This window comes from Allobosea massiliensis (assembly GCF_042655245.1).
Taxonomy (GTDB): domain Bacteria; phylum Pseudomonadota; class Alphaproteobacteria; order Rhizobiales; family Beijerinckiaceae; genus Allobosea; species Allobosea massiliensis.
On record NZ_JBHSLU010000012.1, the window covers coordinates 102,727 to 122,687 of the forward strand.

Consider the following 19,961-nt stretch of genomic DNA (forward strand, 5'->3'; position numbering starts at 1 on the left):
CGCGACCGCTCCGAATCACCACCAAGGGAGAAGACGACATGTGGAAGCTTCTAAACGATGCGCAGTTCTGGTCGCTGATCCGAACCCTCATCCAGAGCACCGGCGCCTCGCTCGCTGTCGTGGGGGTGGTCCATCCCCAAACCGTCGAGCAGCTGCTGGGCTTGACGGCTTCGGCGCAGATCCTGATTGGCGCGGCCGCGAACATCGCCACAACGATCTACAGCCTCGCCATCCGCACCAAGGCCGGGCTGGTCGCAACCGCCGCTGCGCTGCCGGAGGTGCATGAGATCCGGACGACTCCGGAGATCGCCAGCGCGATCCCCGATCCGACGGTTACCTCCGGCTGATCTCGAGACGAAAGCGGGATGATGGCACGCCAGCCGCTGACGGCCGATGACGTCGATGCGATCGCCAAACGAACGGTCGAGTACCTGCGCCCCGTGGTCGAGCAGGCGATTGAGGATTCGGAGATCAACCTCCTGGTCCGGATGGGGGTCGACCCCGCCAAGCTCGGTGACGTCCAGAAGGACTTCGCCTTCCTGCGCAGCCAGCGCGAGATTCGGGAGGCAGTCGTCAAGCAGGGCATCGGCGCTGTCCTGCTGTCGCTGCTGGCGCTGATCGGGACCGCGGTCGCGTTCTGGTTCAAATCAGGCATGCCCCGATGAAACACTGGATCGCGGCTGCAATCGTCTGGCCCGTCGCCACCATCGTCGGCGGCTGGCTTTTCCTTCACACAGGACCGTCGATCGAGCTCAGACTTGCGCCGGTTCTGGTTTCCCAGTCGATCGTCGAAGTGCAGCGCATCGGCAATCGTGTCTGTTGGGAATGGCGCTACACAAAGGCTCGCCCGGCCGTACCGCAGACCTTCGCGTGGTCCTTCATAGTTGGCGGCACATCGGTGCGAGTGCCAGCCGTGGTGCTGAAGGCATCTGAGCGATCCCCGATGTCGGCAGCGCGCGTTCGGCCGCCAGGGCGAGGCGATGTCGACCTCTGCGCGACGATCCCCGACGAGCTGGCTGATGTCGCCGGCGTCTCGATCGTCGGCTGGGCCGAATACGAGACGAACCACACTTTCTGGACGACCTGGCAGGCGATCCCGTCGGTGCATGTTCCTAACCTATCAGGCGGAGTACCGCCCTGATCGCCTCGCCCCCGTTACGGGCGGCCTGTTGACCACGGGCGTTTCCTTCCTCGACTGGCCCGGCCTTGCTAACGCGGGGTCGGGCCTTTTCACTCCGCTGACCGGCGGGGCGATCCGGCGCTGACACGCCATCTCACCACGGGGCCACTTTGGCAGAAGGTCCCGCGAAGCCTGACCACTTCCGTGAAGGCAACCCGCCGAGCGCACCGGTGCGCGCCCGGACGTTGCACATTCCCGGATCTCTTCACAATGGACGACACGATAATGCGGCCGGTCTCGCCGGCTCGCCCGCCCGCCGCCTATATCGGCGGCAAGAAGCAGCTTGCCGCCCGCCTGGTCGCCATGATCGAGGGCGTCGAGCATCATACCTACGCCGAGCCGTTCGTTGGCATGGGCGGCGTGTTCCTGCGCAGAAGGCTGGCGCCTAAGGCTGAAGTTATCAACGACATCTCGGCTGACGTCGCGACGCTCTTTCGCATCCTGCAGCGGCACTACGTGCCCCTGATGGATCTGCTGCGGTTTCAGTTCACGAGCCGACGGGAATTCGAGCGGTTGCTCGCAACGGATCCAGTGACGCTGACCGATCTCGAGCGAGCCGTTCGCTTCCTGTACCTGCAGCGGGTAGCATTCGGCGGAAAGGTGGCGGGCCGGAACTTCGGCGTCTCGCCCGGGATGCCGGGACGGTTCGACGTTACCAAGCTCGCGACAACGCTGGTGGATCTGAACGAGCGCCTTTCCGGCGTCATCATCGAGAACCTGCCGTTTCAGCAGTTCATCGAGCGCTATGATGGCGAGGGTGTGCTGTTCTATCTCGACCCGCCATATGCCGGCGGCGAGACAGATTATGGACTAGGCGTGTTCAGCCCCGAGAGCTTCGTGAAGCTGGCCGAGCAGCTTGGCAAGATCAAGGGCGCTTTCATCCTGTCGATCAATGACACGCCTTCGATCAGGGACATCTTTGCAGCGTTCAAGTGCGAAGCTGTCTCGCTGACCTATACCATCGGCAGCGGCGCGGCGACCGAAGCGAAGGAGCTTATTGTCACCCCGCCCTCGATGGTGGTGAAAGCGCCGGCGCCCGGGCTCTTCGACGCTCTTTTGCCGTAGCAGACCGAGGCCCGGCCGCGCGAGCGGACCGGGCCTTTTTTTGTTCGTGGGCGGCGCCGTGGCACGGCCATTGCTACGCAACAGACTGTTTCCACCCAGACTGGCCCGGCTCCGCTGACGCGCAGCCGGGCCTTTTTCATTTCAACGCCAAGCTGTCGCGGCATTGTGGCTGGCATCCCAGATCTAAAGGCCCGATGTTCGCAGTCCCTTCCGGGAACGCTCCGGAATGCCGCTACTCGAGTGCGACACCATTCGACCGACGCGAGTCAAAACGTCGCACTCCGCAATGAGTCCTAACGAAACCAGTTCGTCAAAAGTGTTTGAAATTACGATCAGGATCGGCAGCAGGTAGGCTCGGCTGCGGAACTTTTTCGACACCATATCCGTTGGTGCAGCGATTGCCGTTCGTTATCCTGTTGACTACATCGCCTAAAACGGTAATAACACGAGCAAGAAAAAGGGGCCGCTTGACACGGCCCCTAGTCTCTGGGTTGGTTGATTCGTCGGCAGGTTGGCAGACCGTCCGACTACCACTTGAACCAGGTGATGATCGCCCACCAGATTGCCCTGGCGGTTTCACCTGCATAGAGGGACCTGGTCTCGAACTTGAGCCAGGCCTCGGCTTCCTCCCTACCATTCTTGGCGATGCGCTCAGCGAACTTGTGCTCTAAGCACGCTTCGTAGTCGAGCGCGGCCTCGCCGCGGTAAGAGAGCTTGATACCGATCCTGGTCAGGGTCGGTAGGCGGGTCGCAGCCATCTTAAGATCTCCTTTGTCTGGCTGGTCTTCATCGTCGTCTTTCATCCATGACTTACCTTTCTGTCGTGCCCTAGGTTGAGAAGCGGCTCGGTTGGCACGAATTACGCCGAAGCCGCTCCATAGATAGCACCCGCCATGCTTCCGGCAAAGTCGAGCGCTTTCTGTCCGATCTCTGTGAGCTCAAAGAGCTTGCGGGGGCGCCCGCCGTTCGGCGCGCTGCTGATCCCGCTGGATCGAATCAGGTTCTTTTTCTCGAGACCGAGAATTGTATCGTAAACAGTAGCCAGCCGAGGCTGCTTGCCGGTTTGCTCCTCGATCAGCGTCAAGATATCTGCTGCACAGATACCCGTGGGGTTCAGCCTGATGGCCTCAAGAACGGCGATCTCTCGCCCCGAGAGCGCAATCGTCGAGGCCTTGTCGCTGCGGAAAAGCTGCAAAAGGCTCACTGAACTCTCCTTTCTGCGTGTCTGCTTTTTCTCCTTCGTCCACTCATCAAAATCGGCCCATTGGGCGTCTGAATGCGGTGTCATGCATCTGGGGTCCCTTCTCGGTGGTCACCGCGACGGTTCTTGTTATTCGCGGGTCAGGGTAAAATACGGAAATGCGCTAAAAAGTCAATCTGCCATGCAAAAGGTGGCGGCCGGCACAATTGTGCAGCGGTCGCCAATGGGGAACGTGTTGATGCGCTAAGAGCTAGTTGGCTCCGCTTCCCAAGCTGAATGTCGTCGGTTCGATCCCGATCGCCCGCTCCAACATTTGTTCCTGACGATCTGCGATGAAGCGCTGGCGACGACAGCGTGGGCCAGGCTGCGACCCTCACAGCAGGGTTCGCAGCTCCTCCTTCTTGACCTTGCCGGTCGCCGTCATTGGCAAGGCCTTGACCAGCCTGATTTCGGGCACCTTGTAACCGGCCATGCGCTCGCGGCACCAGGCCGAGAGCGCCGCTTCGTCCAGCCCCACCGCCTGTTCGCCAAGCGCGATGAAGGCGACCGGCACCTGCCCGCGCTCGGCATCCTCGCGGCCGATCACGCCCGATCCGGCGATGTCGGGATGCTGGCCGAGCATGGCCTCGATCTCGGCCGGGAAGACGCTCATGCCCTTGACCTTGAGCATCTCCTTGCGGCGCCCGAGAAAGTGCAGATAGCCCTGCTCGTCGATGACACCGATGTCGCCCGTATGCAGGAAGCCGTTGCGGATCGCCTCGGCGCTGGCTTCGGGCTTGTTCCAGTAGCCCTTGAACAGCGAAGGCGTGTGCACGCAGATTTCGCCGGTCTCGCCCAACGGCATCAGCGCGCCGCTGTCGAAATCGCAGATCTTGAAATCGGTGCCGGGCACCGGCAGACCGACGAAGACCGGCTGCGACAGCAGGTCGAAATTGTCCTGCTGCATGCCGATGGTGAAGCTGTCCATCGTGTGGGTTTCGGTCATCCCCCAGGCGGCCTCGATCATGTCGGCCCCCGTCAGTGCCCGCCAGCGGGCCCTAAAATCCGGATTGAGCTTCTTCACGAAGGACGAGACGCGCACCTTGCGCAGCGAGGTTAGGTCGAAGGATGGCGTCCGGGGGTGGTCGAGAATTTCCACCGCGTTATCGACGAGCAGATAGGCGAAGCTCGCCTTGTGGCGCTCCACCGCCGTCATGAAGCCCACCGCATCCCAGCGCGCCATCAAAACGAGGGTCGCGCCCGCGACGAGTGGAAAGAGCAGCCCGGTGTCCTCGCCGGCGATCCAGAAGATCGGTACGAAATTCAGCACCACATCGTCGGGCGAGAGCTGGAAGCTCGCCGCCAGGGACGTTCCTGCGGTGTAGAGCATGTCACGCTGGGTGTGGATGCAGCCCTTCGGCATGCCCGTCGTGCCGCCGGTATAGTTCAGCGCAGCGACCGCATCGAGATCCGGCGCGAAGGCGGGAGCCGGCGCCGTCACACGGGCCAGCGCCGGCAGCAGATCGATGGCATCCTCGCAAGCGACTTTGGGCTGCACCAGCGCTGGGGGCACGGGAAAGCTCGGTTCGGCGGGCAGCATCTCGGCGAAACTCGTCACGAAGACGGCTTCAACCTGCGTCCGGTCGCGCACCTGCCGAAGCGGTGGCATCAGGCTGTCGAGGCAGAGAATGGCCCGCGCGCCCGTATCGTTGAGTTCATAGGCGAGTTCGGCTTCGCGAAACATCGGGTTCACGGGCACATGCACCGCACCGAGCTTGAGGATGCCGAAGAAGGCCAGGATGAATTGCGGGCAGTTAGGCAGATAGACCGCCACCCGGTCTCCCTGCCGCACGCCATGTTCGTGCAGCAGTCCTGCGAAGCGGTCGCTCAGATCGTCGAGTTCGCGATAGGTGATGGCGCGTCCGTAGAAGATGCAGGCTGGTTTGTCCGGCTGACGCCGAGCCCATTCGCGCAGATGGTCGCTGATCGCGATGGGGCCGAGGGGGTAATGCGGATCGCGGGCGATCCCAGGCGGCCATGCCGCGCTCTGAAGCTGACGCAGGCGTTCGAAATAGGCGGCTTCATCGGTGTTCATCGTCGGGTCGGCCTGCCTGTCTGCCGCCCATCAGAAGACCTGCCCTCATGATGGTCCTGGCAAAAGGCGAGGGTAGCGGCGGCTTCGCCCGGCGCAAGGCCGCCGGCTCTGCGTTTTCGTGCCGACAGGTGCCTGTATGGCGTTCCCATACAAAAAACCTCCGGGGCGCGAGCCCCGGAGGTTGTCGTCGTGATCGGATGCGAGATCAGATCACCGGCGCGGTGGCGCGGTAGGGCTCGGCCTTCTCGTCGAAGCGCGACCAGCCTTCCTGGCGATACTGGGCGAGGCGAGCGTCGCGATCGATCGGCGTGGCGCCATCCATGATCGCTTCGGCGGCCGGGGCCTGCGACTCGCTCGTCTTGACCGAGACGACGCTGCCGCCGCGACGCACGGTCTCGGCATAGTAATGCGCATCCTCCTCGTCGACGCCGGCATTGATGAAGGAGCCGACGAGGCCGCCGGCGGCGGCACCCGCGACGGCGCCAGCCGCTGTGGCGGCGAGCCAGCCTGCCGCGACGACCGGGCCGATGCCTGGGATGGCGATCATGCCGAGCCCGGCCAGCAGGCCAGCGGCGCCGCCGACGCCGGCGCCGATGCCGGCGCCCTCGGCGGCGTTGCTCTCTTCGCCGCGCTCATTGCGGCCGACGAGGCTGATGTCCGAGGCCGGAATGCCGGCGGTCTCGAGCTTCTCGACCACGTCGGCGGCGATGGCGTAGCTGTCATAGGAACGGGTGATGGTGCGGGTCATGGTGACCTCCGAGCAGGCAGGTGGATGGGAAGGATCAGTTGCGGACGATGTTTCCGCGATAGTCGACGGAGACGTTGACCTTGGCGCCGGCATGGGTGGCCATGCCCTTCCAGACGCCGTTCTCGTCCTTCTTCAGGCCGGAGACGTCCGAATAGCCATTGGCTTCGAGCCGGCTCTTGGCCTGCCCCTCGGTGAAGCTGTTGGCGCCCGGCAGCGGCGCGTTCTTGTCGGCTTCCGCCTTCGGCGCGGGCATGGGCGAGGTCGTCGAGGTCTGCGCCAGGACGCCGAACGAGGTCGCCGAGACGATCATCGTCGCGATGAGCAGCTTCTTCATGGGTAGGGTCTCCGTGAGGCAGGGCGGCCCGAGGCCGCTGATGCTCAAAGAAACGGCAAGCTGAGGCGAACGTTCCCGAAATAACCCCGGCCGCCCGACGGAACCGGATCGCCCTGCCGCCGTTCGCGAGCGTCCTGCGCCGAGCCGTGCGGCGCGGAGGACGCTTCCGGCGAGCGTCCCGGAGCGCTATATCCGCTGAATGAGCCCCCTCGAGACCGGACAGACGGACAGTGCCCCGGCCGACCCCGCACCGTCGCGGCTCGGCATCGCACTGCTCTGCGGCGGCGCCCTGACGCTGTTCCTGGCCGGAGTGCTGCTCTGGTGGCGCGAGGGCGCCCGTCTTTTCACCGACGGCCTCATCGCCGCCATCGTCGCCTGTTTCTGAGGCGCAACGCCGCGCCGCTCCCAGGCTCCCGACAGGACCGCTCCCGTGAACCGCCGTCTCATCCTGCCCCTCGTCGTCTTTCTCGCCGGCGCGCTCGTCCTCGCCGCTGCCGCCATCATCACCTTCGCCCCGAGCCGGCAGGGCGCCTCCGGCACGGGTACGGCGAGCGTCGGAGGGCCGTTCACCCTGACGACACAGGAGGGTCGGTCGCTGACCGACAAGGATCTGCAGGGCGCGCCCTTCCTCGTCTTCTTCGGCTTCACCCACTGCCCGGACATCTGCCCGACCAAGCTCTTCGAGATATCGGAGGTGCTGCGCGCGGCCGGGCCGAAGGGAGAGAAGCTGCGCGCGCTCTTCGTGACGGTCGATCCCGAGCGCGACACGCCCGAGATCATGAAGAGCTATCTCGGCTCCTTCGATCCGCGCATCGTCGGGCTGAGCGGCGACAGGCCGGCCATCGACGCCATGATCCGGGCCTATCGCGCCTATGCCCGCAAGGTCCCCCTCCAGGGTGACGACTACACCATGGACCACACTGCACTGGTCTATCTGATGGGCAAGGACGGCCGCTTCATCGGCGCCTTCAATGTCGAACAGCCGCCGGCGCAGGCGGCGCAGGAATGGCTGCGTCACCTCTAGCGCCGCCGGGTTCAGCGAGCGGCGCGCGCCGCCGTGCCAGACCATGGGTCGTCTTGTTCCAGGTAAAGCGGCGCGCCCGGTACTCGTGCAGCGCCATCCAGGCCGCGATGCAGACGAGCCCATAGTAGAACGGCAGCAGGGGGAGCAGCAGCAGCAGCTTCGGTGAACCGCGCCGCAGCGCGCCCAGCGCCGGCGGCAGGAACAGCGCGACGGCTCCGAACAGCCAGACCCCGACCGCCAGTGCCGAGGCCACGCTGCCGAAGACATGCGTCGGCGCGAAGAGGGAGCCCTCGCGCCAGGCCAGAAAGGCGGCCACCGCAAAGACCGGATAGGCCAGCGCGGTGACGATCGTCCCCAATCCGAGCGAGAGGAAGGCGAAGCTGGCCGGCGGGCCGGCCTCGCGCAGCACCGCGATAGGCGCGCGTGAATGCGTCACCAGCGTCTGGATGTAACCCTTAATCCAGCGCGAGCGCTGCTTCAGCCAGGCCCTCAGCGTCAGCGGGGCCTCCTCGCGCGTCTGCGAGGGCAGATCGCCCATGCGGTAACCGGCCCGCGCCAGCCTGACGCCGAGATCGGCATCCTCGGTCACGTTCCAGGCGTCCCAGCCGCCGACCGCCCGCAACGCGTCGGTACGGAAATGGTTGGAGGTGCCGCCCAGCATGATCGGCAGTCCCGCGCGCAGCAGGCCCGGGTTCAGCACCTCGAACAGCCCGGCATATTCCAGCGCGAACAGGGCTGGCAGCAATCCCTCTTCCGGATGGTCGATCACCAGCCGGGCCTGCAGGCAGGCGAGATCCTCCGGGGCCCGCAGGAAGCGCGCCGCCGCCATGCGCAGCTGCTGCGGATCCGGAATGTCCTCGGCGTCGAAGATCGTGAACAGTGCGCCGCGGGCCTCGATCAAGGCGAGGTTCAGTGCCCTCGGCTTGGTCCGCGGTTCGCCTGGAGGCACGATCGTCACCGCGATCTGCGGCGGCAGCGCGATCCGCGCCAAGGCGCGTTGCATGCCGATGTCGTCCGCCTCGATCAGCAGACGGATATCGAGCTTCGCCGGCGGATAGTCGAGCCTCTTGAGCGCGGTGAGCATCTGCGCCAGCACCGCCTCCTCCCGGTAGAGCGGGATCGCGACCGTGTAGACGGGCAGGCGGCTGTCGTCGACACGCCAGCGATGCTGGCGCCAGAGATCGGGAAGAGGTTGCTCGATCGCCGCTCCCAGCCGCAGCAGGATCAGCCCGAGAAAGAGCGGCCCCAGCAGCAGCGCCACCGCGAAGAAGGTTTCGAGCGGCGCGACCACCGCGCCGGCGAGGACGGCCGCCGCCGCAAGGGTCGCGGCGATCCGCTGGCCTCGGCTCGAGCCGGTCCTGGCACTGTCGCGTGCGAGGCCGGGCGCATCGAGATTGGCGGCGCGAAGCGCGAGCCTGTCCGCATTGGCCTCGCGCAGCGCGGCATGAAAGCGTCGCGGCGTCACCACAGCGACATCGTCGCGCCGGCGCGGCCCGGATTCGAGCATGGCACGCAGGGCCGGCCCCTCGGGAGCCATCACGAATCGCGGGCCGCTGGAGCTGTCGGAGCGAACGGGCGCGATGCCGCCGCGCAGGATCGCCTCATGCTCGCCGCCCGGCCTCGGGGCGAAGGGGCCAGCGTGGAAGGGCAGGCCGAGCTCGGCCGCCAGCGCGCGGTAGTAGCTCTCCTCGTCGATCAGCCCGGCTGCGAACACCTCGCGAGCCGGCTCGCTGCGCCGGCGTTCGGCACGACGGGCCGCCTCGGCGAGTTGGACCGGCGCAATGCCCCGGCCTGCGAGAAAAGCGATCTCCACCGGCAGGCCGGCCGAAGCCGTCGCCGGACCATCCGGATGCCCCTCGTGACCGCTGCCCCCCACTGGCCCGGTTCCGCCCCACGCAACGACGAGACTGCCCGGGCCTGATTGGCCCGGGACAACTCATGGTTGCCGGATCGGAGCGGGGAGTCGAGAGGGGCGGCGCGATTTTCGGGTCGCAGCGGGTCCTCGGCTCACATTCCGCCGAGGATTTCCGCCACCTGCGGGATATCCTTGTCGCCGCGCCCGCACAGATTCATCACCATCAGGTGGTCCTTGGGCAGGGTCGGGGCGAGTTCGATCACCTTGGCCAGCGCATGGGCCGGCTCCAGCGCCGGGATGATGCCCTCGAGCTTCGAGCAGAGCTGGAAGGCCGAGAGCGCCTCGTCATCGGTCGCGGAGATGTAGGTGACGCGCCCGGTGTCGTGCAGCCAGGCATGCTCCGGTCCGATGCCGGGATAGTCGAGCCCCGCCGAGATCGAATGCGCGTCCTTGATCTGCCCGTCGTCGTCCATCAGCAGATAGGTCCGGTTGCCGTGGAGGACGCCCGGCTTGCCGCCGGTGAGGGAGGCGGCGTGTTGGGCGGTCGAGAGGCCGTGGCCGGCCGCCTCGACGCCCCACATCCTGACGCTCGGATCGTCGAGGAAGGGGTGGAACAGGCCGATCGCGTTCGAACCGCCGCCGATCGCCGCGATCAGCGAATCCGGCAGGCGGCCCTCCGCCGCCAGCATCTGCTCGCGGGTCTCGCTGCCGATCACCGACTGGAAGTCGCGTACCATCGCGGGATAGGGGTGCGGACCCGCCGCCGTGCCGATGCAGTAGAAGGTCGTCGCGACATTGGTCACCCAGTCGCGCAGCGCCTCGTTCATGGCGTCCTTCAGCGTCTTGGTGCCGGACTGCACGGGCACCACGCTGGCGCCGAGCATCTTCATGCGGAAGACGTTGCTCGCCTGCCGCGCGACGTCGACCGCGCCCATATAGACGATGCATTCCAGGCCGAAGCGGGCGCAGAGCGTGGCGGTGGCGACGCCGTGCTGGCCGGCGCCGGTCTCGGCGATGATGCGCTTCTTGCCCATGCGCCGTGCCAGCAGGATTTGGCCGAGCACGTTGTTCACCTTGTGCGCGCCGGTGTGGTTGAGCTCGTCGCGCTTGAAATAGATCTTCGCGCCGCCGAGGTGCTCGGTCATGCGCTCGGCGAAATAGAGCGGCGAGGGCCGCCCGACATAATGCTTGAGATAGCTCGCCATCTCGGCCTGAAAGCCGGGGTCGGCCTTTGCGGCCTCATAGGCCTTCTCCAGCGAGAGCACGAGCGGCATCAGCGTCTCGGCGACGAAGCGCCCGCCGAACAGGCCGAAGCGGCCGTTCTCGTCCGGGCCGGAGCGGTAGGTGTTCGGGTTCTGGGGGGCGTTCATGTCCGGCCTGCCTCTGCTGCTGCGGCCGCCGCGGCGCGGGCCGCGACGACGAATTCCGTGATCCGGTCGACATCCTTGACGCCGGGCGCCCGCTCCACCCCGGAGGAAACGTCGACGCCCCAGGGCCGTGCCATCGCGATGGCCTGCGCGACATTCACCGGATCGAGCCCGCCCGATAGCATGAAGGGCGAAGTCCGGTCGAGCGCCGCCAGGATCGACCAGTCGAAGGTCCGTCCGTGCCCGCCGGGATAGGCGGCGTCCTTGGGCGGCTTGGCGTCGAGCAGGATACGGTCCGCGATACCTTGATAGGCGGCGAAGGCGGCGAGATCGTGCCGGTCCGCGATGCCGAGCGCCTTGATCACCCGCAGCCCGGTCGCGGCCCTGATGGCGCGCACGGCCTCGGGAGTCTCGCGACCATGCAGCTGCAGCCAGTCCGGCCGGACGGCCTCGACGAGATCCGTGAGCTCGGCGATGTCGCGGTCGACGACCAGCGCCACGATCTCGGCACGGCCACGCGCCATAGCGGCCAGCGCGGCCGCCTCTTCTGGCGGCACGAAGCGCGGGCTCTTCGGATGGAAGACGAGGCCGATCATCTCGACCCCGGTCGCCAGCGCGGCCTCCAGCGTCTCGGGTGTCGAGAGGCCGCAGATCTTGATGGCGAGGGGCTGGGCGGAAGCGGACATGTGCCCGGCTTTACACGAAGGTGATCGTCGCCGCACTTGCGACATGATGACGGGCGAAGCAAAGCTGGCGCGGCCAGGCAGTGCCGGCGAAACGAAGCGGCGACAGGGCGGGCGGACTCGATTGTTCGGCAAGGGGCGGCGCGGTTTCACCATTCTCGCGGGGCTGCTGGCGCTCGCCGGCGTCACCGCAGCTGTCTTCTATGTCGTCAGCCAGCCGCGCACCTTGCGCCTCGCTGTCGGGCCGCTCGGCTCGGAGGATGCGCGCATGGCGGCGGGCTTCGTACAGGGCCTGAACCGCGAGAAATCCCAGATTCGTCTGCGCCTGATCCTGACCGAAGGGTCCGAGGAGAGCGCGCGCAAGGTCGATGCGGGCGATGCCGAGCTCGCCATCGTCCGGCCCGACATCGCCCTGCCGGCCAAGGCCGACACCGCGCTCATCACCCGCCGCTCCTTTCCCTTCCTGATCACCGACAAGGAGAGCGGCATTGGCCGCATCGCCGATCTGCGCGGCCGGCGCGTCGGCGTCGTGCGCAATCCGCAGGGCAACATCGCCCTGCTCCGGCTGGTGCTCGCGCAGTACGAGGTCGGCCCGCAGGATGTCGAGATTGTCGGGCTCACACCCGACGAGATCGTGCCCGCGGCGAAAGAACGGCGCATCGACGCCTTCTTCACCGTCAACGCGGTGGGCGCGCGGGCGGGCGGGGACGGCGCCGGGCGGCTGCGCTCGGCCTGGGGCGAGGACCCCGTCCTGATCCCGATCCGCGAGGCGGACGCGCTGGCGGCCCGCATCCGCACCATCGAGACCGGCGAGATCGTGCGCGGCGCGCTCGGCGGCGACCCCCCGCGCCCCTCTGAGAACCTGCCGACCATCGCGGTGACCTCGCGCCTCGTCGCCGCGCAGGACCTCGACGAGGATGTCGTCGGCAATCTGGTCAGCGCCCTGCTCGGCCTACGGGTCACGCTGGCGGCCGAACTGCCGCAGATCCAGGCGCTGGAGACACCGGCGACGGACAAGGACGCGCCCTTGCCGGTCCATGCTGGCGCGGCCGCCTTCATCGATGGCGAGCAGAAGACCTTCTTCGAACGCTATGGCGACTGGTTCTATCTCGGCGTGATGGGACTCTCGCTCCTGGGAACCGGCGCGGCCGGTCTGCTCGGGCGCGAGAGCGCGGCCCGCCGCCGCCAAGCCATGATGGGGCTCGACCGGCTTCTGGCGATCCTGCCGCAGATCCGCGCGACGACCGATCTCGAGGCGCTCGACAACTACCGCGCCCAAGCCGATGCCATTCTGCTCGAGGTCCTCGGCGATTTCGGCGAGGGCAATCTCGATTCCTCGGCCATCGCCGCCTACCGTCTGGTCTTCGACCAGGTCAGCCGCGCGGTCGTCGAGGCGAAGATCCGGGCGGCCGCCGTCCAGATCTGACGGGCGGAAACCGCCCGCGATTCACCCTGCGCCGCGGCTGCGGGCCCTTCGTGGTTGCCCAAACGCCCGTCAGCGTTTATGTGCAGCGCAGCGAATTCCAGTTTCCTCGAGACGGGCTGCGCCGGCAGGGCTTCGATCCTCGCCGGCTTGTGGCCATGACAAAGGCCCTTCCCGCATGTCCATGCGCAATATCGCCATCATCGCCCACGTCGACCACGGCAAGACCACGCTCGTCGACCAGCTGCTGCAGCAGTCGGGCACCTACCGCGACAACCAGCGCGTCATCGAGCGCGTGATGGACTCCAACGATCTGGAAAAGGAGCGCGGCATCACCATCCTCGCCAAGGCGACCTCGGTCGTCTGGAAGGATACGCGCATCAACATCGTCGACACCCCCGGCCACGCCGATTTCGGCGGCGAGGTCGAGCGCATCCTGAACATGGTCGATTCGGCCATCGTCCTGGTCGACGCCGCCGAGGGTCCGATGCCGCAGACCAAGTTCGTGGTCTCCAAGGCGCTGAAGCTCGGCCTGCGTCCGATCGTGGCGATCAACAAGGTCGACAAGCCCGACGCCCGTGTCCAGGAGGTCATCAACGAGGTCTTCGATCTCTTCGCCGCCCTCGACGCTACCGACGAGCAGCTCGATTTCCCGATCCTCTACGGCTCGGGCAAGCAGGGCTGGATGGCGCATGATCCGGCGGGTCCGCAGGACCAGGGCCTCGCCCCGATGTACGACCTCATCCTCAGCCATGTGCCGGAGCCGCGCGTCGAGGAAGGCCCGTTCCGCATGATCGGCACGCTGCTCGAGGCCAACCCCTATCTCGGCCGCATCATCACCGGCCGCGTCGTCTCCGGCTCGGCCAAGCCGAACCAGACCATCAAGGTGCTCTCCGGCGACGGCTCGACCGTCGAGACCGGCCGCATCACCAAGATCCTCGCCTTCCGCGGCCTCGAGCGCACGCCGATCGAGGAAGCGATCCCCGGCGACATCGTCTCGATCGCCGGTCTGGTGAAGGGCTCCGTCGCCGACACCTTCTGCGACCCGTCCGTCACCGAGCCGATCAAGGCCCAGCCGATCGACCCGCCGACCGTCTCGATGACCTTCATGGTCAACGACTCGCCGCTGGCCGGCACGGAAGGCGACAAGGTCACGACCCGCGTCATCCGTGACCGCCTGCTCAAGGAGGCGGAGGGCAATGTCGCGCTGCGCGTCGAAGAGGCGACCGACAAGGACAGCTACATCGTCTCCGGACGCGGCGAACTCCAGCTCGCCATCCTGATCGAGACGATGCGCCGCGAGGGCTTCGAGCTCGGCATTTCGCGTCCGCGCGTCGTGCTGAAGCGCGACGAGAGCGGCCAGCTGCTCGAGCCGATCGAGGAGGTCATCATCGACGTCGACGAGGAGCATTCCGGCGTCGTCGTGCAGAAGATGTCCGAGCGCAAGGCCGACATGCTGGAGATGCGCCCCTCCGGCGGCAACCGCCTGCGCCTGGCCTTCCACGCCCCGACCCGCGGACTGATCGGTTATCAGGGCGAGCTGCTGACCGACACCCGCGGCACCGCGATCATGAACCGCCTGTTTCATGACTACATGCCCTACAAGGGCGAGATCGGCGGCCGCCGCAACGGCGTGCTGATCGCGATGGAAACCGGCGAGGCCGTGGCCTATGCGCTGTGGAACCTCGAGGATCGCGGCCCGATGATGATCGAGCCCGGCTGGAAGGTCTATCAGGGCATGATCGTCGGCGAGCACACCCGCGAGAACGATCTCGAGGTGAACGTGCTCAAGGGCAAGAAGCTCACCAACATCCGCACCACCTCGAAGGACGAGGCCGTGCGCCTGACCCCGCCGATCCGGATGACGCTGGAGCGTTCGCTGGCCTGGATCGACGATGACGAGCTGGTCGAGGTGACGCCGAAGTCGATCCGCCTGCGCAAGGCGATCCTCGACCCCAACGAGCGCAAGCGCTCGCAGAAGATGAAGCAGGACGTCGCCTGAACCGGGCGCTCCGGAGGATTGCGAAGGGCGGGCCGCAAGGCCCGCCCTTCGTCGTTTCGGAAGGAACCGCCGCGCTCAGTGGCTCATCAGGATCGGCAGGCGGCATTCCTGCAGCAAGGACTGCGTCACGCCGCCGAGCAGCCATTCGCGCAGGCGCGAATGCTTGTAGGCGCCGCAGACGATCAGATCGGCGGCGAAGCCGCTGGCCGCCTGGCGGATCTCGCTGGCGACATCCGCCTCGCCGAGCGCGACATTGCGGACGCTCACCTTGATGCCGTGGCGGGCCAGATGCGGGGCGAGGTCCGCGCCTGGCAGCAGGCCGGCCAGATCCTTCTCGCCGGTGACGGTGAGGATCTCGACCTCCTCCGCCTCCTTCAGGAAGGGCAGCGCGTCCGCCACGGCCCGCGCCGCCGAGGAGCCGCCGTCCCAGGCGATCAGGACGCGCTTGCCGGCATGGCGCTCACAGCCCGGGGGCACGATGAGGACGGGGCGACCGCTGTCGAACAGCGCCGCCTCGATCAGCCCCCGGTCGCGCTGAACCGGATCGGTCTCCATGTCGAGCACCGTGACGTCGTGGACGCGGGCATGAGCAAGCAGCCGGTCGCAAAGACTGGCGAAGACGAGGGACGGGGTCTCGACGCTGCAGACGACGCCGGCGAGGTCGGCCCGGCCCTTCGATTGTTCGGCGAAGGCCTCGGCCAGTTCCTTGATGCGGCGGTTTTCATGCGCGATCAGCTCGGCACCGAAGGCGCCCACCAGCGAGCCCGGCACCGCATAGCGCATCGAGGCGGCCTCCAGCGTCAGGTGAGCGTCGGCGACCTGAGACAGCGAGATCGCGTAGGCGACGGCCGAGCTGTGATTGCCGCGTCCGTCCTCGGTGAAGCCGACGAGAACGCTCTTGATCGACAGGGGCATGACGGATCCTCCACGGGTTGCTCTTGCCGGCAGCATGCCCGAACCGGCGGCAACGCCCTTGCGCTGGATCAACCCGGCTTCTCCCGATCGGTGGGACAGTGCGATCCGTCGGCCACCGACGGAGGAGACGTCATCATGCTTCACCGCATCACGCTTCATCTGGGCCGCATGCCCGCCCAGCCCGAGGGCAATGCCCGCGATGGCTACGAGATCACCGCGCCGCTCGATGCCGAGGGCCGGCTCCTGGCCGAGGAGTGGCATGCCGCTCGCGACAAATGCCGCGTCCGGCGCTTCGCGCCGAACGAGCCCGACCGCCATGGCTGGCTGCTGCACCGCGCCGGCGGCGAGGGCGGTGCGAGCTGGGGCATCGACTATGACGACGCCTCCAGCGACGATGACGAGGTCGGTTACAAGCTGGACCGCCATCGCTTCCAGCTCGGCGAATATGTCTCGATCCGCGACCAGGACGGCGACTTCAGGCCTTACAAGGTCGTCGCCCTCCGAGCCGTTGCGGCACCCGCTCCGGCCGGCGCCTGACAGCCCGGCCCTTGGAGACGAAGTCCATGTCAGACACCCGCTCCACCGCCCAGCCCCTCGGCTTCGGCACGCTCCTGACTCCCGTCCATCTCGGCACGGGGGCGGAAGCGACCATCCGCTTTGCCGCACAGCTGGCCCGCTGCCTCTCCTGCCGCCTCATCGGCACCGGCGCCGATCAGCTCGAGCTGCCCTATTACGGGGACGGCGCCGGGATGGTCGATGCAGTGCTGGTCGAGAATGCCCGCGCCGTGATGGAGGAGGATCTCGCCAAGGCTCAGGCCCTGTTCCGCCGGGCTGCTGACGGTGTGGCGCTGGACTGGCGCAGCGCAGTGGATGCTCCGGCCGGCTTCGTCCTCACCCAATCGCGGGCGGCCGACCTCGTCGTTCTCGCCCGCCAGGGCGGCGGCGATCCGCCGCTCGGCCGCATGGGCGTCGCCCCGGGGGACGTGGTCCTCGAGCTGGGCCGGCCGATCCTGATCGTCCCGCAGGAGGTGGAGAGGCTCGCGGCAAGAAGCGTCGTCATCGCCTGGAAGGACACACGCGAGTCGCGCCGCGCCGTACAGGATGCACTGCCCTTCCTCGTCCGGGCGGATGTCGTCACCGTCCTCTCCGTCGGTGCCGATCCGGCCGATGACGGCGCGCAGGATGTCTGCGGCTATCTCGCGCAATACGGCATCGCGGCGCGCGTGGTGACGCGGCCGAAGAGCAGCGCCACCGTCGCAGCCGAGATCGCCGATCTGGCGAAGCTGCAGAATGCCGACCTCATCGTGGCGGGCGCCTATGGGCACAGCCGCCTGCGTGAATGGATTTTCGGCGGGGTGACGCGCGACCTGATCGAAACCACGCCGGTCTGCTGCCTGATGTCCCACTGAGAGTCGGCTGCGCCCGCCCTGCGTCCGGCGCAGCCGGGACGGCCTCGCTGCGACCTTGCCGGCGCTCCCGGGCTCTGGTCCTCTTCACTCTCTCGTTGAGGGGAGAGTTCCATGCAGTTCCGCAATCTCGGCCGTTCCGGCCTGCGCGTGTCGCTCGTCGGCCTCGGCTGCAACAATTTCGGCGGCCGGATCGACGACGAGGCCACGCGCAAGGTGGTCGATGCCGCGATCGAGCACGGCATCACCCTGTTCGACACCGCCGATATCTATGGCGAGAAGGCGGGATCCGAGCGTGTGCTGGGCGAGGTTCTGGGCGCGCGCCGCAAGGACATCGTCCTGGCCTCGAAGTTCGGCATGAAGATGTTCCATGGCGGGCAGGGCGGTTCCCGCCGCTACATCATGAGCGCCGTCGAGGAATCCTTGACGCGGCTGAAGACGGACTGGCTCGATCTCTACCAGTTCCACACGCCCGACCCGCTCACGCCCATCGACGAGACGCTGCGTGCGCTCGAGGATCTCGTGACCCAAGGCAAGGTCCGCTATGTCGGCTGTTCCAACATGCCGGGCTGGCAGGTCGCGGACGCGCAATGGACGGCGCGCGATCTGCGCCTGACCGGCTTCGCCTCGGCACAGGACGAGTACAGCCTTCTCAAGCGCGGCGCCGAGAAGGACCTGATACCCGCCCTGAAGCATTACGGCATGGGGCTGCTGCCCTATTTCCCGCTCGCCAACGGCGCGCTGACAGGTAAGTACAAGCGCAACGCCCCGATGCCCGACGGGGCGCGGCTGACCAAGCTGCCCGAGCGCGCTGGCCAGATCTTCAGCGAGGCGAACTGGGCGAAGATCGAGGCGCTGACCGACTTCTGCGAGGCGCGCGGCAGGACGCTGGTCGAGCTCGCCTTCTCCTGGCTCGCGGCCCAGCCGGTCGTCTCCAGCGTCATTGCCGGTGCGACCAGGCCCGAGCAGATCGCCGCCAATGTGAAGGCGGCCGACTGGGCGCTGACGGCGGACGAGCTCGCCGAGATCGACCGCATCACCGCGTAGGACCCGCGGTCTCGCCGCCTTTAGCGGAAGGGCGGCTCGTCAAAGCTGCGCAGCTTGCGCGAATGGATCGTCGAGCCGGCCTTCTTGAGCTTCTCCAGAGCCGCGAGCCCGATCCGCAGATGCTCGCTGACGGCGCGTTCGTAGAACGCGTTGGCTGCGCCCGGCAGCTTGATCTCGCCATGGAGCGGCTTGTCGGAGACGCAGAGCAGCGTGCCATAGGGCACGCGCAAGCGGTAACCCTGGGCCGCGATCGTGCCCGACTCCATGTCCACCGCGATGGCGCGCGACAGGTTGATCCGCCGGCGCTCCTTGGTCCAGCGCAGCTCCCAGTTCCGGTCGTCCTGCGTCACCACGGTGCCGGTGCGCAGCCGGTTTTTGAGCTGGTCGCCCTTCTCGCCGGTGACCTCGGCCGCTGCCTCCTGCAGCGCGACCTGGACCTCCGCCAGGGCCGGGACGGGTACGTCCGGCGGCACCAACTCGTCGAGGATGCCATCCTGGCGCAGATAGGCATGGGCGAGGACATAGTCGCCGATGATCTGCGTCTGCCGCAGACCCCCGCAATGGCCGACCATCAGCCAGCAATGGGGCCTGAGCACCGCGAGATGGTCGGTGATGTTCTTGGCGTTCGAGGGGCCGACGCCGATATTGACGAGCGTCACGCCCTGCCCGTTCTCGCGGATGAGGTGATAGGCCGGCATCTGGAAACGGTGCCAGGGGGCCGACATCACCCGCTCCGCCGCGCTGACATCGATCCCGTCGCGCTCGATCCGCACCCCGCCCGGCGTCACCAGCGCCTGCGCCGTGCCGGCCTCGATCTCGGCCAGCCCCAGCCGCACGAACTGGTCGACATAGCGGTGGTAATTGGTCAGCAGCACCCAGGGCTGCACCGCGCGCCAGTCGGTGCCGGTGTAATGCACCAGCCGGCGCAGCGAGTAATCCACGCGCACCGCGTCGAACAGCGAGAGCGGCCGCGGCTGCCCCTCGACGATGTCGAAGGTGCCGTCGGCGATCTCGTCGCCGACGAGCGAGAGCAGCGGCGTCGGGAAATGACGCGCCAGCTCGGCGGCCGTCACCTTGCCGCGGCCGAGTTCGTCGCCGCCGTCCAGCGCGTAAGGGTAGGGAATTTCCTGGTCGCTGACGCCGGTCTCGAGCGTCGCGCCATATTCCTCGACCAGCGGCTCAAGCTGATCGAGCAGATAGGCGCGGAACTCGGCCGGCTGGGTGATCGTGGTCGAATAGACCCCCGGCGCCGCGAACTTCGCATAGCCGCGCCGGGTCGCCGCCGGCAGTTTCGAGGGCTCGTAGGTCACGCGAAGCAGCGGGTAGCGATAGCGCGTGCGCTCTTCCGGCGTCGGCGCCTGCCCGGTCTCGAAGAAGCGCTGCAGATCGCCACGCAGCGCGGCCCGCGCCTCGCCATAGAGCCTTTCGAGCCGGTCGATGGCGGCGGCGGGATTTGCGGCTGTCTCGAACGTCATGGGCGGGGGCGTCCTTTCGTTCGCACGAGCTTTAGCCCCGGCCTTGCGCGCGTGACAACTGCCGGAGGCTGACAGGGCCTGAGGCTTGACTCGCCAGCCATCGCCAATTACTAAACCAAACAGTTAACTTAAGGCCGACCCGATAACGGCCCCAGGAGGAGA

Annotated in this window: 21 protein-coding genes; 11 read left to right on the plus strand and 10 right to left on the minus strand. The window is 67.1% G+C overall.

What is annotated here, in order from left to right:
• Positions 1 to 38 precede the first annotated feature (38 nt).
• The 4 genes from ACFPN9_RS07885 to ACFPN9_RS07900 all read left to right on the plus strand — a co-directional run bounded on the left by ACFPN9_RS07885 (position 39) and on the right by ACFPN9_RS07900 (position 2,245).
• Positions 39 to 347, plus strand: coding sequence for a Pam3-gp28 family putative phage holin (locus ACFPN9_RS07885; protein WP_377816304.1), 309 nt, complete (start codon positions 39 to 41; stop codon positions 345 to 347).
• 21 nt (positions 348 to 368) lie between these two features.
• Positions 369 to 665, plus strand: coding sequence for a hypothetical protein (locus ACFPN9_RS07890; protein ID WP_377816307.1), 297 nt, complete (start codon positions 369 to 371; stop codon positions 663 to 665).
• Entirely contained in the window at positions 662 to 1,141 is a 480-nt protein-coding gene (locus tag ACFPN9_RS07895; protein ID WP_377816309.1) for a hypothetical protein, read from the plus strand. Before ACFPN9_RS07890 ends, ACFPN9_RS07895 begins: the two co-directional genes overlap by 4 nt.
• A gap of 249 nt (positions 1,142 to 1,390) precedes the next feature.
• Positions 1,391 to 2,245 carry a DNA adenine methylase gene (locus ACFPN9_RS07900; protein ID WP_377816311.1) on the plus strand — a complete coding sequence of 285 codons (855 nt, stop codon included), beginning with the start codon at positions 1,391 to 1,393 and terminating at the stop codon, positions 2,243 to 2,245.
• 527 nt (positions 2,246 to 2,772) lie between these two features.
• Here ACFPN9_RS07900 and ACFPN9_RS07905 read toward each other — a convergent pair.
• The 5 genes from ACFPN9_RS07905 to ACFPN9_RS07925 all read right to left on the minus strand — a co-directional run bounded on the left by ACFPN9_RS07905 (position 2,773) and on the right by ACFPN9_RS07925 (position 6,602).
• Entirely contained in the window at positions 2,773 to 3,048 is a 276-nt protein-coding gene (locus ACFPN9_RS07905) for a hypothetical protein (protein ID WP_377816313.1), read from the minus strand.
• 56 nt (positions 3,049 to 3,104) lie between these two features.
• Positions 3,105 to 3,533, minus strand: a complete 429-nt coding sequence (locus ACFPN9_RS07910) for a PadR family transcriptional regulator (RefSeq protein ID WP_377816315.1) — start codon at positions 3,531 to 3,533, stop codon at positions 3,105 to 3,107.
• Positions 3,534 to 3,819: 286 nt separating this feature from the next.
• A complete protein-coding gene (locus ACFPN9_RS07915; protein ID WP_377816317.1) occupies positions 3,820 to 5,520 on the minus strand; it encodes an AMP-binding protein in 1,701 nt (566 codons plus the stop codon).
• A 205-nt stretch (positions 5,521 to 5,725) separates the two neighbouring features.
• Positions 5,726 to 6,268, minus strand: a complete 543-nt coding sequence (locus tag ACFPN9_RS07920; RefSeq protein WP_066718888.1) for a hypothetical protein — start codon at positions 6,266 to 6,268, stop codon at positions 5,726 to 5,728.
• Between the two features lie 34 nt (positions 6,269 to 6,302).
• A complete protein-coding gene (locus tag ACFPN9_RS07925; protein WP_066718885.1) occupies positions 6,303 to 6,602 on the minus strand; it encodes a PepSY domain-containing protein in 300 nt (99 codons plus the stop codon).
• Between the two features lie 199 nt (positions 6,603 to 6,801).
• Between ACFPN9_RS07925 and ACFPN9_RS07930 the strand changes: the two genes are divergently transcribed.
• Positions 6,802 to 6,987 carry a hypothetical protein gene (locus ACFPN9_RS07930; protein WP_066718882.1) on the plus strand — a complete coding sequence of 62 codons (186 nt, stop codon included), beginning with the start codon at positions 6,802 to 6,804 and terminating at the stop codon, positions 6,985 to 6,987.
• 45 nt (positions 6,988 to 7,032) lie between these two features.
• Complete coding sequence (locus tag ACFPN9_RS07935; RefSeq protein WP_066718877.1) at positions 7,033 to 7,626, plus strand: SCO family protein; 594 nt, start codon at positions 7,033 to 7,035, stop codon at positions 7,624 to 7,626.
• Here the strand turns inward: ACFPN9_RS07935 and ACFPN9_RS07940 are convergent.
• The 3 genes from ACFPN9_RS07940 to ACFPN9_RS07950 all read right to left on the minus strand — a co-directional run bounded on the left by ACFPN9_RS07940 (position 7,571) and on the right by ACFPN9_RS07950 (position 11,534).
• Positions 7,571 to 9,502: a glycosyltransferase gene (locus ACFPN9_RS07940; RefSeq protein ID WP_066718875.1), complete on the minus strand. Its 1,932-nt coding sequence runs from the start codon at positions 9,500 to 9,502 to the stop codon at positions 7,571 to 7,573. The two genes, ACFPN9_RS07935 and ACFPN9_RS07940, sit on opposite strands and share 56 nt — an antisense overlap.
• 131 nt (positions 9,503 to 9,633) lie before the next feature.
• Positions 9,634 to 10,851: a tryptophan synthase subunit beta gene (trpB, locus tag ACFPN9_RS07945; protein ID WP_066718874.1), complete on the minus strand. Its 1,218-nt coding sequence runs from the start codon at positions 10,849 to 10,851 to the stop codon at positions 9,634 to 9,636.
• A complete protein-coding gene (locus ACFPN9_RS07950; RefSeq protein WP_066718869.1) occupies positions 10,848 to 11,534 on the minus strand; it encodes a phosphoribosylanthranilate isomerase in 687 nt (228 codons plus the stop codon). The genes trpB and ACFPN9_RS07950 overlap by 4 nt, the downstream gene beginning before the upstream one ends.
• 46 nt (positions 11,535 to 11,580) lie before the next feature.
• On the opposite strand from ACFPN9_RS07950, the gene ACFPN9_RS07955 reads away from it, so the two are divergent.
• Positions 11,581 to 12,957: a TAXI family TRAP transporter solute-binding subunit gene (locus ACFPN9_RS07955; RefSeq protein WP_197431942.1), complete on the plus strand. Its 1,377-nt coding sequence runs from the start codon at positions 11,581 to 11,583 to the stop codon at positions 12,955 to 12,957.
• 175 nt (positions 12,958 to 13,132) lie between these two features.
• On the plus strand, positions 13,133 to 14,956 hold the full coding sequence (gene typA, locus ACFPN9_RS07960; RefSeq protein ID WP_066718861.1) for a translational GTPase TypA: 1,824 nt from the start codon (positions 13,133 to 13,135) through the stop codon (positions 14,954 to 14,956).
• Positions 14,957 to 15,031: 75 nt separating this feature from the next.
• Here typA and ACFPN9_RS07965 read toward each other — a convergent pair whose 3' ends face one another.
• The gene (locus tag ACFPN9_RS07965; RefSeq protein WP_066718858.1) at positions 15,032 to 15,871 is read right to left on the minus strand and encodes a universal stress protein; all 840 of its coding nucleotides are present in this window, start codon (positions 15,869 to 15,871) and stop codon (positions 15,032 to 15,034) included.
• A 135-nt stretch (positions 15,872 to 16,006) separates the two neighbouring features.
• Here ACFPN9_RS07965 and ACFPN9_RS07970 point away from each other — a divergent pair, with 135 nt between their 5' ends.
• The 3 genes from ACFPN9_RS07970 (at position 16,007) to ACFPN9_RS07980 (ending at position 18,324) form a co-directional block, all read left to right on the plus strand.
• Positions 16,007 to 16,408 (plus strand): hypothetical protein, encoded by a 402-nt coding sequence (locus ACFPN9_RS07970; RefSeq protein ID WP_066718856.1) that lies wholly within the window; start codon positions 16,007 to 16,009, stop codon positions 16,406 to 16,408.
• Between the two features lie 26 nt (positions 16,409 to 16,434).
• A complete protein-coding gene (locus ACFPN9_RS07975; protein ID WP_066718853.1) occupies positions 16,435 to 17,280 on the plus strand; it encodes a universal stress protein in 846 nt (281 codons plus the stop codon).
• Between the two features lie 111 nt (positions 17,281 to 17,391).
• A complete protein-coding gene (locus ACFPN9_RS07980) occupies positions 17,392 to 18,324 on the plus strand; it encodes an aldo/keto reductase (RefSeq protein WP_066718851.1) in 933 nt (310 codons plus the stop codon).
• Between the two features lie 20 nt (positions 18,325 to 18,344).
• Here the strand turns inward: ACFPN9_RS07980 and ACFPN9_RS07985 are convergent, their stop codons facing one another.
• On the minus strand, positions 18,345 to 19,799 hold the full coding sequence (locus tag ACFPN9_RS07985; protein WP_066718848.1) for an AMP nucleosidase: 1,455 nt from the start codon (positions 19,797 to 19,799) through the stop codon (positions 18,345 to 18,347).
• Positions 19,800 to 19,961 lie beyond the last annotated feature (162 nt).